The following is a 13,869-nucleotide window of genomic DNA, read 5'->3' on the forward strand; positions in this document are numbered from 1 at the left end:
TCGGGGTGGAAGCGCAGCAATGCGTGCAGCTGACGAATACTAATCGGTCGAGGGCTTATCCTAACAACACGCTAAATGTTTTACACTTTGTCTTTCGCATCCAGTTTTCAATGTGCAACACACATTGATTGGTTTTAAACGTGATCATGGCCCGTTGGTCAAGTGGTTAAGACACCTCCCTTTCACGGAGGTAACAGGGGTTCGAGTCCCCTACGGGTCACCATACCATTTTCGGAGGCTTAGCTCAGCTGGGAGAGCATCTGCCTTACAAGCAGAGGGTCGGGGGTTCGATCCCCTCAGCCTCCACCATTATGATTTTGAATACGGAGCTGTGGTGTAGAGGCCTAACATGCCTGCCTGTCACGCAGGAGACCGCGAGTTCGAATCTCGTCAGCTCCGCCATTCTTTCATTACGTGCCGTTGTAGCTCAACTGGTAGAGCAACTGACTTGTAATCAGTAGGTTGGGGGTTCAAGTCCTCTCGACGGCACCATCTTTTTCAAAAAAAAATATGCGGTCGTGGCGGAATTGGCAGACGCGCTAGATTCAGGTTCTAGTGGTGTAACAGCCGTGGAGGTTCGAGTCCTCTCGACCGCACCATATTTTTTTGCGGACGTGGCTCAGTGGTAGAGCATCGCCTTGCCAAGGCGAGGGTCGCGAGTTCGAATCTCGTCGTCCGCTCCATTTTTATTTCGGGACGTAGCTCAGCTTGGTAGAGCACCTGGTTTGGGACCAGGGGGTCGCATGTTCAAATCGTGTCGTCCCGACCATTATATGATTTACAGTATGTCTGAACTTGCTCAGCAATTGGAGCGCAAGAGCAGGCTTTTTTATTTGGAAATAACACATAAGAGCGATAGCTTATACATATGTAAGAAGCTTGCAGTTCCACATGAAAAGTGGTTCTGCAAGCTTCTTTTTTTATAGGAATACAACTGGTTTAAAGTAGCAGGTTAGTTAACCGCAGCAATGGGGTTCCTGATGACTTTGACTTCGTAGAATGTAATCGTATTGGAGATGATGTAGTCCGGTGTTCCTCCGCGACGGGAATGAGCTTCACGGAAAGCGTCGCTGCGAGTCCAAGCATTGAAATCCTCTTTCGTATTCCAGCGTGTAACAATGGATACTTCCTCGTAGTCTTTCGTTTTCTCTGTCAACAATACCTCAAGGCCAAGGAAGCCCTCTGCTTTTTCTACGTCGCCAACGCGATCAAAGCGTTCAATCAGCTTGTGGGCATTGCCTTTTGTAATATGGGATGCGTTAGTAACAATAATCATTTTAGTGTCCTCCTGATTTTTTCTTGGATTCGGGATAATAAGGGGATAACCTTCATCAAATTTGATACGGGCATCCATGTTATACACATCTTTTAAAAACTCTGAAGTTAGTACAGTTTGTGGTTCCCCTGTCATGGCAATTAATCCGCGTTTCATAGCAATCATATGGTCACAGTATGCAGCTGCTTGTTGGAGGTCATGTAAAACCATAACAATTGTAATCTGATGATCCCGATTAATCTGCTGCAGCATCTCCATCACATCGAATTGATGTGCAATATCGAGATAAGTAGTAGGCTCGTCGAGCAGAAGAATATTCGTTTTTTGCGCTAACGCCATGGCGATTCGCGCTTTTTGCTGTTCACCTCCAGATAGAGTGTAAAACATTTGGTGCTGGTAACGCTTAGTGCCGGTAATGGTTAGTGCCCAATCTATGATGTCATTATCTTCGTAAGTCATTTTGTTTTTGAACATAGGCTTGTGAGGCGAACGTCCAAAGGAGACGAGTTCACGTACCGTTAGGTCGGGAATCATTTCTTTAGATTGCGTAAGCATTGCGATATCTTTGGCAAAATCTTTGGATTTGTAGCTTTTAAGCGGCTTCTGATTAATAAATACTTCGCCCTTATCTGGCGTAAGCAGCTTGGTAATGACCTTCAGCATCGTGGATTTGCCTGATCCATTAGGACCAACAATGGCTGTGATTTTTCCTGAAGGAATAATCATGTTGGCATCTTCCATTTCGAAAGCGCCGACGGATAAGCCTACATTTTCGATATTGATAGCAGCATTCATCGTATTGCCCCCTTTTTACGTAATAAATAAAGAAAGAATGGTGCCCCTAGACAGGCGAGAAGAATGCCTACAGGAAGCTCAATCGGATCAAACCAGGTACGTGCAAATGTATCTGCTAAAACGACCAACGATGCTCCACCAACGATAGAAAGCGGCAGGAGAAAGCGATAGTCGTCTCCGATAATTAAACGAACGGCATGTGGGACGACAAGCCCAACAAAACCAATTAATCCAGCTACGCTGACGGCAGCTCCGGCTAACAGTGCAGCCAAAATAATGAGCAGAAAGCGCTGGATCTGAACTTTTTGGCCAAGCAGTTGGGCGGAGTCATCGCCAAGCAGCAGCAAATTGGCAGGCTTAATGGCCAGGAAGCAGAGCAGCAGGCCTACTATGGCATAAGGTGCCATGAAGGAGAGATGGCTCCAGCTTCTTCCGTTCAGCCCACCTGCAAGCCAAGGTAGAACCGATTGTACACGGTCGCTATAGACGACCATAAGTCCATTTGTTACAGCTCCGAGCAGTGCATTAATGGCTACACCTGCTAGCACGATTTTGATAGGCGAGGTCCCTTTGTCCCATGCGCTCAAATAGATCAGCAGGCAAGTAATGCTCGCGCCTAAAAAGGCTGCTATTGGCAGCATATAGCCAAGCTGCGGAAGGACAACCATTGTGATAACAGCTGCAAGGCCGCCGCCAGCGGAAACCCCGATAATGCCGGGATCCGCGAGAGGATTGCGCATTACGCCTTGTAACAGAGCGCCTGATGCAGCTAAGCAAGCACCTACCAGCAGGCCAATAATGACACGCGGCATTCTTAGATTCATAATAATGGTTTCGTAACGGGGATCGGCATCGGAAGTGAGTACCTGGCCAATCTCTTTTAACGTAATAGGGACAGAGCCGTAAACGAGACCGAAATAAGTAACGAGCAGCAAAATAATAGGCGCAATTATGATAGACCATTTGCGCCGGCGGCTTCGCTCTGTTTTATTCATGGCTGCTTCTTCTCTTCGTCTAGCATTTCAATCATAAGGGTGAGCGCATCTGTTATACGGGTCCCCGGGTTTGTGCCGAACAGGTCGGCAGGCAGTACTTCGATAGCATTGTTTTTTACAGCATCTAGTCCATTCCAGGCAGCATTGCTTTGCATTTCCTTAAGAAAGGCATCCTTTACCTGATCCGGATTGCCATGCGTCATAATCATGACAACTTGCGGATTGGACTGAACAATTCTTTCTGAGTTGAGCTGGGCATATTGTGGATAGCTTTGAAGTGCTTCGTAGTCGGAAGCAATATTTTCCCCGCCAGCCATCTCCAAAATATTGCCGCTGAGGGAGTTGGGCAGTGCAGCCATAAAGGTGCCAGGAGCGCCGTATACTAATAGAGCTCGAGTCTTGTTCGTGCTGGCACTTGCAGCAATTTGGCTGAGCTTGTCATCAATTTCGGCAATAAGCTCTTCAGCGCGCGACTGCTTTTGCAGAAGCTGGCCTAGCAGGGTAATCTGCTTTTTAATATCATCTATAGAATTGGCAGAGGAAAGCACCATCTTGGCTCCAATGCTCTCTATAGTGGGGATATCCTTCGTATTCATAGGATTGTTGCCCAGCACGACATCCGCTTTCAAAAATGCGATTTTCTCCAGATCAACCTCGTGGGTAGATCCGATTTGTTCCACTGCCTCTGCTGCTTCGTTGCTTAATGGAACGGAGGAGGTTGGCCTGCCGACGAGAGTTCCCCCGAGGGCATAAATAATATCGGCTTCTCCATTGCTTAACGCTACAATATGCGAAGGGACAGCAGCAAATGTTAATTGCCTTCCTGCAAAATCGGTTATGGCTACGGCATTCTGTTTTTCAGCATTGCTCGTAACTCCTTGTGCAGCGTTCGAATCAACAGTTTGCGAGCAACCTGCTGCAGCTAAGAGAAGCAGAGCCAGCATCGCAGGGTATAAAATTTTCATATAATCCTCCCAATCCGATCTGATAATGATTATTATTATTAAAATAATGATATTGTAAATGATAATCAATGTCAATAAGAAATAAACAATATATAGAAAAAATAATATTGGTATTGAAAAAGTAAATTCATTCTTTTAAAAAGTGAATTATCGTACTTTAATATGAAAATAGAAAATAATTATATTTTATCAGTGAAATATAAATCATATCTAAAGCTTTAAAATCATATAAAGAAAAATAAAACAAAAAATATTAAAATAAGTGATTGACAAAATTAATACAGTTACGTTAATATCAAGTTGTCGGGCAGCTGAGAAACCATTTGCTAGACATCCTAAAGAGCTGTGAAGAACATGATGAGCAGACTTAGGAGAGGGGAAGAGAAGGTATTTTTTTTGACACTCAATTGATAATGATAATCATTAACTTGATTGTTGTCTACCTTTTCCAAACTATTTTTTTCCATACGACAGGAGAGGAGGAGAAAGACTTCATTCGTAAACTCCCAATATCAGCTTTCTTAATTATTTGTTTTATGATTCTTCTTGCAGCGCCGGCGGCCTATGCGCAGAGCATGGTAGACGGTACATATACGATTGATTATGTCATCAAGAAAGCTGAAGACGAATCGGCATCTATGGCAAATGATTATTGGGAAAAGCCTGCCAAGGTTATCGTTGAAAACGGAAAAATAACAGTGCAGCTGCAAATTAATCATAGTGCTTGGGTAACAGAGTTTAAAGTTCCTGGCGGTGGAGGTTACGTGAACACGAAGGTTATCAGCAGCAGTAAGGCTAATGATACGCGGGTCGTGCAGTTCAGCGTAGACGATTTGTCCCAAGCGATGCTGTCTAAAATTCATGTCACAGTTCCAGATATTGATTATGATCATGACTACACTATACGTTTTGTGTTTGATGCGAATAGCCTGAAGCTTGTAAGCAAGGCAGAAACGCCTGCGACAGCGGAGACCGCTCCTAAACCTGCAGCGTCTGCGGAAACAAAGCCGACTGCCACACCGACTCCTAAGGCGACTGCTTCCCCGAAAGCGACCAAGGCGCCTGCTAAGGATGGAAATGCTGGGGCAGCAGCTACACCTAAGGCTTCTGCTCAAGCAACGCCGACTGCTGCTGAAGAAAAAGGCACAGCTGACAACAGTGTAGTGGAAAGCGCTACCCCGTCATCGGCAGAGCCTAAGGAGGCAGCAGCAAGCGCATCTCCTGTAGCTGTAGAGACGCCAGAAGCGTTAACTGATGCAGCTGCTTCTGCAGAGGAGGCAACTGCTTCACCAGAGGAAGCGGAGAAGGCAGTATTGGAAGCGGGAACAGACAAGTCTGTTGAAGCTGCCAGTACAACGGAGGCCGAAGTGATGGCTGAGGATGCAGGCAAGGCTAATGTCGCTGATACCGTTTCGGTAGAAGCTGCGGCAGAGGTAGAGCCGCTTCAAGAGCGCTCCAATCATTGGGCGACGCCACTCGCGGTTGTTGGTATCGTTATTTTAGCAGGAGCTGCTATGTATTTTTATCGTAAGAACAAAACCAAAAACTAATAATAGGGAGTGTTTATAATTATGATTAAATCGTTCAAAAAAATGATGCCTTTGATGCTGTTGGTTATGGCTGTTGCTTTGGTTGTTCAAGTAGGTTCTGCTTTTGCGGCAACTTCACTGAGCTTTACTGTTTTGAAACCAGACGGCACAGTTTCTTATGCTAACGCATACGCAAACAGCCCTGCAAGCCTTGCATCGGATGATAAAACAGTTACTCTGTCCTTCTCTGGCGGCAGCTATATCAACTCGTTGAGCATTTCTAATGACGGCGGCGCTACTTACACTGTTGTTAATGCAACTACTCTTACAAACGGTGACAAACAATTTACTTTCGAAGTAGATGACCTTTCTGCTCAAACCGTTGCTAAAATCCATGTTACAGTGCCACCATTCCCAGGTTACCCAGATGGCTACAACACGGTTCATGACATCAAATTCAGCTGGGATCTGTAAGATCATTCGCACTAATTAAACAAAGATAGAGTACAAAGAACGGTCTGTTTTATACAGACCGTTCTTTTGCCGGGTGAATCAGCATGTTAGGAAATTACAGTGTCTAGTAAGCAATACACAGAAATAGCGGAAATAAATGAACTGTTAAAAGGAGAGTAAGCAGGGTGAAAAAGCAATATACAAAAGTGGTGGCATTGCTACTCGCATTAGTGCTAATGCTGCAAGTAGCAAGCATAGGTCCAATTGCACAAGCGGCAGTTACAACGGTGCCGGATGGAGAATATCCAATAAACTTTCGTTATTTGAAAGACAACACCAATGAAACCTCGATTTTAGAATCGATGGTCGTCGTACCTAATACAGGTAAACTGATAGTGAAAGATGGCAAGGCTCAATTTGAAAATGAATTTTTTAAATATACAGCATTTCAACATTTTTCTGCACGAATGGAAGGGCAAGCAAAAGCAACAGTAAATGGTCAAACGATTACAGGCATGGATGGTTATAAAGCAGTAACGCCGACCTTGCTTGGTGATGGAACGAACCCGGATTCTGTTAAAGCGCGAATCGATATAGCTGATTTGAGCCAGCGTCAGGACATTCTGGTGCATATCGTATTACCGGCTGCAAATTATGACAGCTGGTACAATCTGCAGCTCGATTTGGATACAACAACGCTTCCTACTGGTCCAGTAGATGGCGGCGGTGACAATGGCAGCGGCAGTGAAACGGTAACACTTGAAAAGCTGAATGAGCTTTTCACAGTTACCAGATCCGTCTATGAAAGCACTTATGAAGGTACAGGAGATGGCTTCTATCCTGCTGGCTCCAAGACAAAGCTTTATAATGCGATTCAATTAGCAGACAGTATCGCTGCATCGGCAGGTGGTAATATTGAACTGACTAAAGCGGCCTATGCCATTCTAAATGAAGCTAAAAAAGAGTATGAGTCTGGACGGATTAGCGTCAGCAAAATTGCCTTATTCCAAGCTATAACAGATGTAGGGGCATTTGCTGCTACGGTTAAAAACTCCGGAACGGCAGATAACGGAAGTGGAACAAGCATTATAAGTGATGGAGAGTATCCATATAATTATGAGCTGCGTTTGCAAAATGCCATTACTACGGCGAATGGCTGGGCTTTTAATAAGGATGCTACTCAAAAACAAGTTAATGATGCCGTACTTGCTTTGAAAAATGAGGAGACATTTGTAAAAAATAGCCGTTACGATGCGAAGGTGCTAGATCTCATTGTTCTGAACTCCCTTGCAAGCGATGCTGAAATTTCTGAGTTCGCAGGAGATTTCGTTTCACAAATTACGTTGCTGCAGGGAAAAATAAAACATACCGTTGCTAATATACCGTTTAAAGTAGCGATTGACGAGTCTGCTTTGAAAGCTTCTTTTCCATCGAGCGGAGGAGGACTTTCTACTACCATCTCCCCACCATTTTATAGAGTAAACAGCCTTTCTGATGCAGACAAAACCATCTATCAGGTGGCGGTGAGAAACGATAATGCACTCGATACTACATTCCAAGGACTTTCGTACCTGGTCTACAAAACGGATTCCGTAACGAAATCCGTCTATTTCAGCTATAACTCAGAACAGTTTAAGACGTTAAACGCGACTATAGAAGAAGCCCAATTGGTACATGATCAAGCGACTGTCGGTACAGAAGCTGGTCAATACGATAACAACACCAAAGCAGCGCTTCTTACTGCTATTGAGGCTGCTACGGTGAAAGCTGAGCAATTATCGGCGACAAGACCGCAATTAATCAGTGCCAACACAACACTGGAGCAGGCAGTGACGGCATTTAAAGCATCAGCGAACCGTCAAATTAATTATGCAGCTCTACATGCAACTAATCAGGCATTCTCCAGCATGGACAGCTACTTCCTGAAACCGGCAAACGTAACTTCAGTTGATGGTTCCACCTATGTAAGCTTTACGATCAAAGATAGCAGTATCGTTACAGCATTCAAAGTTAAGGAAAACGGCGTACTAGTTGATTCTACGATTGTAAGTACAGATACAACGGCTAATACAAGAGTAGTTAAGTTCAAAGTAAATGATTTGACGGCGCTGCTGGACGCTCAGGTTCATATTTCCATGCCAACGGTTATTGATCCGAGATCAGGACAGCCTTATGAGGCGGATCATAACATTCGCTTGAGCTTTGGTACAGGTGATGCTACAGCCTTGAAAGCGAGCATAGCTGCGGCTCAAAAATTGCACGATGAAGCTGCTGAAGGAACAGTAATCGATAAATACCCTGCAGAGGCTAAAACGAAGCTGCAAACGGCAATCAATGCCGCGAAAACTATTACAACAAATCCGATAGCGACAGAAACACAAGTGAAAGACGGAAGCACGGCTCTGGAACAGGCGGTTACTGCGTTTAAAGCTGCAAAAGTTTTGAGCAATGGCACGTATAGCATTGTGTTGAAATCATCAGATGAAGGTATTTCTGAGCATTTGGAAGCCTCAGGAGTTTTGACGTTCAGTGGCGGAAGCAGCGTTATTAGCTTCACTCCTAAAGCGGGAGTAACAATTAAGAAGCTGAAAAATAATGCAACAGGAGCAGAAATGTTTCCTATAGGCTCGACTGGCGGAGCAAACAATGCCGCTTCGCTGACAAACGCTGTATTTTTGGCGGCCATTGTAGCTGGTACGCCTGTTAAATTCACCGTTCCAAATCTGACGGACACGTATTCACTCGTGCTTGGAGTTAGCGGAGCAACAGCGGATGTGGAATATGCGGTTCAGTTTGCCGACATAACGAAAACAGCTGATGCTCCTGTTGTCGAATTGCCAAATACGACGGTTCCAGGTCAACTGGCGAATGGAAACTACTTCCTGCAATATGAAATTAAAAAATACGGCACCGAAAATGAGTCCGTTATGCAGGGCTACGTAGTCTCCCCAGGATTGCTGAAAGTTTCGGGCAGCACAAAAACATTCTATATGACGCTTACGAAGGATAAGGAAATTACAGGGCTCAAATTTAATAACAATAATGTTAGTGTCGAAAGCAGAGATACGGTAAATAACACGCGAGTTGTTTACTTCAATGTTCCGAACCTTAACAGCACGATTGACGGCTGGGTTAAAATTGATTGGCCAGAAGTGAACTATCATCACGAATATGATATTCAAATTAAGTTTAAACCTGAAACTCTTGTATCAACATCCGGCTCTGTAGCGCCTGGTGTAGGCGATGTAGAAGTGGTTGAAGGGACAGATCCGAATGCCGGCGAAGATGACCTCAATGAGCCTGTTGTAACGGACTTCAAGGATATTCAAGGCCACTGGGCTCAAGCATCCATTGAAAAAGCGCTGGAGCTTGGTATCGTCAAAGGTTATTCCGATGGCAAATTCCGTCCGAATGGCGTTGTGACTCGCGCTGAATTCGCTGTTCTGATCAGCCGTGCTTTGAAACTCACGGACGGATCGACAAGTGCGACATTCAATGACAGCAAGCTAATTCCAGCTTGGGCGAAGCCGCATATTGACCGTGCCGCGAAAGCAGGCTTAATCTCTGGCTATGCGAATGGAACGTTCCTTCCGAGTAGAGAAATTACCCGTTCGGAGCTGGCCTCCATTATCGTAAGAGCAGCTAAGCTCGATATTGATGAAACAAACGAGCTTAGCTTTGCAGATGCAGCCTCGATTCCGGATTGGGCGAAAAATGACATTGCCGCTGCTGCAAAAGCCGGTTATGTTCAAGGCAAAGGCGACAACAAGTTTGAGCCGCTTGCTCATGCAACAAGAGCAGAAGCATTGACGCTGATCATGAAGCTTCTGGAAACGAAATAGGCTGCTGCTAGGCTCCATACACAAGTGAAGCAAAACTGACAAGGATGCCGGGAGACCGGTATCCTTGTCATGTTCTCATGAAGGGAGTTCGATCAACGGATGAATAACGCTTTTGGCAAAATGCTTGGGCTGCTCGGATTGCTAGCACTGCTTCTACTAGCCGCCTGCTCGGCGACAGGAACGGACCCTGCAGCAGAGCAGCAGGGAGCTGGCCACTCTGCACAGGCTGAGCAAGCGGAGCAAGAGAAAAATACGGCCGAGCCGGCTGCTTCTCCTGCAGCAGAGCAGCGCGTCGTATCGACGACCGTCGCGATTACGCAAATGCTTGATGCGCTTGAAGTTGAGCTTGTCGGCGTGCCAACCAGCTCAAAGATGCTGCCTGTCCGCTATGACCAAGTGACAAGGATAGGCAATCCGATGAGCCCAGATATGGAGCTCGTCAAATCGCTCAAGCCAACCGAAATATTGTCGGTGACGACGCTGGAGTATGACCTGAAGCCGGTTTTTGAAGCGGCGGGGATGCAGGCTGATTTTCTCAACCTTACGAGTGTGGAAAGCATGAATGATGCTCTTGAAAGACTGGGCGAGACGTACAATAAGCAAGCACAAGCGCAAGCCATCATCGATAAGTTCGAGCAGAAGGTTGCAGACATTCATGCAGCTACCGCTGAGAAGAAAAAGCCAAGCGTATTGATTTTGCTAGGGGTGCCTGGCAGCTATCTTGTTGCGACTGAGCATTCGTACATCGGTGATTTGGTTCGGCTTGCTGGCGGCGTCAACATTGTGCAAGGTGAAAGTGTAGAGTTTTTGGCTTCCAATACAGAATATTTACAGCAGTCGAATCCGGATGTAATCCTGCGTGCCGCCCATGGCATGCCGGAGGAAGTTGTGAAAATGTTCGATAAGGAATTCCAGAAAAACGATATTTGGAAGCATTTCAGCGCCGTACAAAACGGCCGAGTATATGATTTGGAAGAAGCATTATTCGGAACGACGGGTAATTTATACGCTGTAGATGCTATCGACACTTTGATGGGTATGCTCTACCCATAAGTGAATATTGCTTAGCTTGATGCGGCTCGGCTCGGGAACTTTTTATAAAGGACGTTGGTCATGATTAAAAAGGTAGGCAGTTTTGTTGTTGTTATCGCTTTGCTGGTGGCTGCTATTATTTATTCGGCGATGACCGGGAGTATTAAAGTAGGCATTATGGATTTGGTGCAGGGGTTATTTTCAGGAACGAATGATCAGGTTGAGGTTATAAAAGATTTGCGATTCCCGCGTATCCTCGTCTCCCTGCTTACAGGAGCGGCGCTTGCCGTTTCCGGTGTGCTGCTTCAGGCCGTGATGAAAAATCCGCTCGCAGATGCTGGCGTGATTGGGATTTCATCGGGCGCAGGGTTAGTATCGCTAACCGTTGTGACGATTTTTCCAGGGCTGTTTTTCTGGATGCCGCTGTTTTCCTTTTTCGGTGGTGCACTAGCCTGCTACCTCGTTTATGCGCTGTCGTGGAAGTCGGGACTTAGCCCGCTGAGGCTCATTCTCGTCGGGATTGCGATTAATGCGACATTTACGGGGCTCGGGCAATCGTTTAATTATCGCGGCAGCTACGCGGTTACGAGCGTCAATCAGGCGATTTCATCGATTTTCACCATGAAGACATGGACGGATGTGCAAATTATCGGGCTGTATGGCCTCATTGGCCTGCTGCTTTCCTTGCTGCTAAGTTCATGGTGCAACATGCTCAGCTTACAGGATAAAACAGCGAAAAATCTCGGGCTGCGGGTAACGCGTGCGCGGCTGCTGATCTCGGTCGTCGCGGTGCTGCTCGCATCTGTAGCAACGGCCATTGGCGGCTTAATTGCTTTCGTCGGCCTGCTCGTTCCGCATATTGCGCGTACCTTGGTTGGCTCCGATCATAAGGTGTTGATTCCGTTTTCGGCACTGGGCGGCGCCCTGCTGATTTTAGCTGCGGATACGCTCGGACGGATGGTACTCGCGCCGACGGAAATTCCGGCTTCGATCATTATGACGATTATCGGCGGACCATTCCTCATCTTTATGCTTAGAAGGAGTGAGCGCGTATATGGAAATTAAACAGGTGACGTTCTCCTATGACAAAAAGACTGATCAGCTTAAAAACATTAGCGATAAAATTGAAATGGGAAAAATAACGACGATTATCGGCCCGAATGGCTGCGGCAAGTCGACGCTGCTCGGTATTTTATCGCAAAACTATGCGCCCGCTCACGGGAAGGTGCTGCTTGATGGCAAGTCGCTGGCCCAAATCAAGCCAAAGGAGCTTGCTAAAAAGCTTGCGGTCGTGCATCAGCAAAATGAGGCGCCTTACGATCTAACGGTGGAGCGGCTCGTCAGCTATGGCCGCCTGCCGCATCGCAGCTTTCTCGGACAGGCAAGTGAGGAGGACGAGAAGGCGATTGAAGAGGCGCTTGACTCGACCAACCTGCAGCAGAAGCGAAGCCAGCGGCTCAATCAGCTTTCTGGCGGCGAGAAGCAGCGGGTATGGATTGCGATGGCATTGGCGCAACAAACGCCGATCTTGTTTCTGGATGAGCCGACGACCTTCCTCGATATGTATTACCAGATTGAAATACTGGAGCTGGTAAAGGCATTAAATCGGGAGCATGACATGACTATCGTCATGGTACTCCATGACATTAATCAAGCCATTCGCTACAGCGACCGGATTATCGTGATGAAAGCGGGCGAAATTGTAGCGAGCGGTAAGCCGGAGGCCGTGATTACGAAGGAGATCGTAAAAGAAACGTATCAGGTTGATGTTATGCTTAAGCAAGAAAGCGATACGGGGCTGTATGTCGTACCGATTGGTATTTGAGCTCGTGTTTGAAAGGCAAAGCCGAGGCGCAGGCTGGATGCCACACTTTAGAAAGTCGACAGTTCGTGCAGATGGATGCGCGGGCAGTCGGCTTTTATTTTTTTTCGCTGGCTGTAGTGGTAGAATAAGAGGAACAAATCAAGATGAGATAGTGAGGAAAAGCTGATGATACGTTTTGGCATAATTGGGACTAACAAAATTACAGATTCTTTTATCGAAGCGGCACGCGGGCTGGAGGACTTTGCTTTAGCGGCCGTGTATTCGCGAACGTCCGAGCGGGCGGCAGAATTTGCGAGCAAATATAAGGTTCCGCATACGTTCACGGATTTGGAGGAAATGGCAAAGAGTGATCAGGTGGACGCAGTATATATCGCAAGTCCCACCTCGCACCATGCTCAGCATGCGATCACCTGCATGAAGCATGGCAAGCATGTGCTTTGCGAGAAGCCTATTGCTTCAAACGCCCGGGAAATGAGGGAGATGATCGCAGCGGCGAAAGACAATAATGTGCTGCTTATGGAGGCAATGAAATCGACGTTCGTGCCGAATTTTGCAGTTATTCGCGAGCACCTGCCTAAGCTGGGGGTGATCCGGGGTTATTTTGCATCCTATTGTCAATATTCTTCGCGTTATGATGCGTACAAGGAAGGAAATATCATGAACGCGTTTAAGCCGGAATTTTCGAATGGCTCGCTGATGGACATTGGCATTTACAGCGTTTACCCGCTGGTCTCATTGTTCGGCAAGCCGAATAAGGTAAAAGCAAGTGCCGTTATGCTGGAGTCTGGTGTGGACGGCAAGGGCAGTCTGCTGCTGCAATATGATGGAATGGATGCGGCCGTGCTGCACTCCAAAATTTCTAATTCCCAGCTTCCAGCAGAAATTCAAGGCGAAGCGGGCAATATGATTATTGAAAATATTAGCTACCCGAATCAGGTGCGCATCGAATACCGCAATGGCGATGTGGAGGAGCTGACGGTGCCGCAGGCAGAGAATGTGATGGTGTATGAGGCTGAGGCGTTTATTCGGCTCATTCAAAGCGGCCAGCATGAATCAGACATTAATTCGCTTGCGAACTCGCTTGCTGTACTTGAGGTGCTGGATGAGGCGCGCAGCCAGATCGGGCTTGTTTTCCCTGCAGATCGGCTATAATATGG

10 protein-coding genes and 7 tRNA genes are annotated in these 13,869 nt (G+C 46.5%); 14 read left to right on the forward strand and 3 right to left on the reverse strand.

The annotated features are described in order from the left end of the window. The first annotated feature begins 148 nt into the window (after window positions 1–148). The 7 genes from AC50YG_RS24260 to AC50YG_RS24290 all read left to right on the forward strand — a co-directional run bounded on the left by AC50YG_RS24260 (window position 149) and on the right by AC50YG_RS24290 (window position 769). Window positions 149–223: transfer RNA gene (locus AC50YG_RS24260), tRNA-Glu, on the forward strand. Window positions 224–233: 10 nt separating this feature from the next. Next, window positions 234–309 (forward strand) — tRNA-Val (locus AC50YG_RS24265). Window positions 310–325: 16 nt separating this feature from the next. Further along, window positions 326–402 (forward strand) — tRNA-Asp (locus tag AC50YG_RS24270). A gap of 14 nt (window positions 403–416) precedes the next feature. Next, window positions 417–492: transfer RNA gene (locus tag AC50YG_RS24275), tRNA-Thr, on the forward strand. 20 nt (window positions 493–512) lie between these two features. Then, window positions 513–599, forward strand: a tRNA-Leu gene (locus AC50YG_RS24280). A gap of 9 nt (window positions 600–608) precedes the next feature. Next, window positions 609–683, forward strand: a tRNA-Gly gene (locus AC50YG_RS24285). Window positions 684–692: 9 nt separating this feature from the next. Beyond that, window positions 693–769: transfer RNA gene (locus AC50YG_RS24290), tRNA-Pro, on the forward strand. 183 nt (window positions 770–952) lie between these two features. Here the strand turns inward: AC50YG_RS24290 and isdG are convergent. The 3 genes from isdG to AC50YG_RS24305 are packed head-to-tail and all read right to left on the reverse strand — an operon-like array spanning window position 953 to window position 4,031. Continuing rightward, on the reverse strand, window positions 953–2,071 hold the full coding sequence (gene isdG, locus AC50YG_RS24295) for a heme oxygenase (RefSeq protein WP_494830457.1): 1,119 nt from the start codon (window positions 2,069–2,071) through the stop codon (window positions 953–955). Next, window positions 2,068–3,066 carry a FecCD family ABC transporter permease gene (locus AC50YG_RS24300; RefSeq protein WP_494830459.1) on the reverse strand — a complete coding sequence of 333 codons (999 nt, stop codon included), beginning with the start codon at window positions 3,064–3,066 and terminating at the stop codon, window positions 2,068–2,070. The genes isdG and AC50YG_RS24300 overlap by 4 nt, the downstream gene beginning before the upstream one ends. Then, window positions 3,063–4,031 (reverse strand): ABC transporter substrate-binding protein, encoded by a 969-nt coding sequence (locus tag AC50YG_RS24305; protein ID WP_473756340.1) that lies wholly within the window; start codon window positions 4,029–4,031, stop codon window positions 3,063–3,065. The genes AC50YG_RS24300 and AC50YG_RS24305 overlap by 4 nt, the downstream gene beginning before the upstream one ends. Before the next feature lie 536 nt (window positions 4,032–4,567). Between AC50YG_RS24305 and isdC the strand changes: the two genes are divergently transcribed. The 7 genes from isdC (at window position 4,568) to AC50YG_RS24340 (ending at window position 13,864) form a co-directional block, all read left to right on the forward strand. Continuing rightward, a complete protein-coding gene (isdC, locus tag AC50YG_RS24310; RefSeq protein ID WP_494830461.1) occupies window positions 4,568–5,581 on the forward strand; it encodes a heme uptake protein IsdC in 1,014 nt (337 codons plus the stop codon). 21 nt (window positions 5,582–5,602) lie between these two features. Next, window positions 5,603–6,034, forward strand: a complete 432-nt coding sequence (locus AC50YG_RS24315) for an NEAT domain-containing protein (RefSeq protein ID WP_473756335.1) — start codon at window positions 5,603–5,605, stop codon at window positions 6,032–6,034. 164 nt (window positions 6,035–6,198) lie between these two features. Further along, entirely contained in the window at window positions 6,199–9,855 is a 3,657-nt protein-coding gene (locus AC50YG_RS24320) for an NEAT domain-containing protein (protein WP_494830464.1), read from the forward strand. A gap of 99 nt (window positions 9,856–9,954) precedes the next feature. After that, a complete protein-coding gene (gene isdE, locus AC50YG_RS24325; RefSeq protein ID WP_494830466.1) occupies window positions 9,955–10,908 on the forward strand; it encodes a heme ABC transporter substrate-binding protein IsdE in 954 nt (317 codons plus the stop codon). A 60-nt stretch (window positions 10,909–10,968) separates the two neighbouring features. Beyond that, window positions 10,969–11,952: a FecCD family ABC transporter permease gene (locus AC50YG_RS24330; protein ID WP_494830468.1), complete on the forward strand. Its 984-nt coding sequence runs from the start codon at window positions 10,969–10,971 to the stop codon at window positions 11,950–11,952. Beyond that, window positions 11,942–12,712, forward strand: a complete 771-nt coding sequence (locus tag AC50YG_RS24335) for an ABC transporter ATP-binding protein (protein ID WP_494830470.1) — start codon at window positions 11,942–11,944, stop codon at window positions 12,710–12,712. The genes AC50YG_RS24330 and AC50YG_RS24335 overlap by 11 nt, the downstream gene beginning before the upstream one ends. Window positions 12,713–12,877: 165 nt before the next feature. Continuing rightward, window positions 12,878–13,864, forward strand: coding sequence for a Gfo/Idh/MocA family protein (locus tag AC50YG_RS24340; RefSeq protein WP_494830472.1), 987 nt, complete (start codon window positions 12,878–12,880; stop codon window positions 13,862–13,864). Window positions 13,865–13,869: the final 5 nt, after the last annotated feature.

This window comes from Paenibacillus sp. J31R34, assembly GCF_059383715.1.

Bases quoted from the DNA above. Each gene is read 5' to 3' on its own strand.
- isdG (WP_494830457.1), bottom strand. From the start codon at position 2,071: ATGAATGCTGCTATCAATATCGAAAATGTAGGCTTATCCGTCGGCGCT.
- AC50YG_RS24300 (WP_494830459.1), bottom strand. From the start codon at position 3,066: ATGAATAAAACAGAGCGAAGCCGCCGGCGCAAATGGTCTATCATAATT.
- AC50YG_RS24305 (WP_473756340.1), bottom strand. From the start codon at position 4,031: ATGAAAATTTTATACCCTGCGATGCTGGCTCTGCTTCTCTTAGCTGCA.
- isdC (WP_494830461.1), top strand. From the start codon at position 4,568: ATGATTCTTCTTGCAGCGCCGGCGGCCTATGCGCAGAGCATGGTAGAC.
- AC50YG_RS24315 (WP_473756335.1), top strand. From the start codon at position 5,603: ATGATTAAATCGTTCAAAAAAATGATGCCTTTGATGCTGTTGGTTATG.
- isdE (WP_494830466.1), top strand. From the start codon at position 9,955: ATGAATAACGCTTTTGGCAAAATGCTTGGGCTGCTCGGATTGCTAGCA.
- AC50YG_RS24330 (WP_494830468.1), top strand. From the start codon at position 10,969: ATGATTAAAAAGGTAGGCAGTTTTGTTGTTGTTATCGCTTTGCTGGTG.
- AC50YG_RS24335 (WP_494830470.1), top strand. From the start codon at position 11,942: ATGGAAATTAAACAGGTGACGTTCTCCTATGACAAAAAGACTGATCAG.
- AC50YG_RS24340 (WP_494830472.1), top strand. From the start codon at position 12,878: ATGATACGTTTTGGCATAATTGGGACTAACAAAATTACAGATTCTTTT.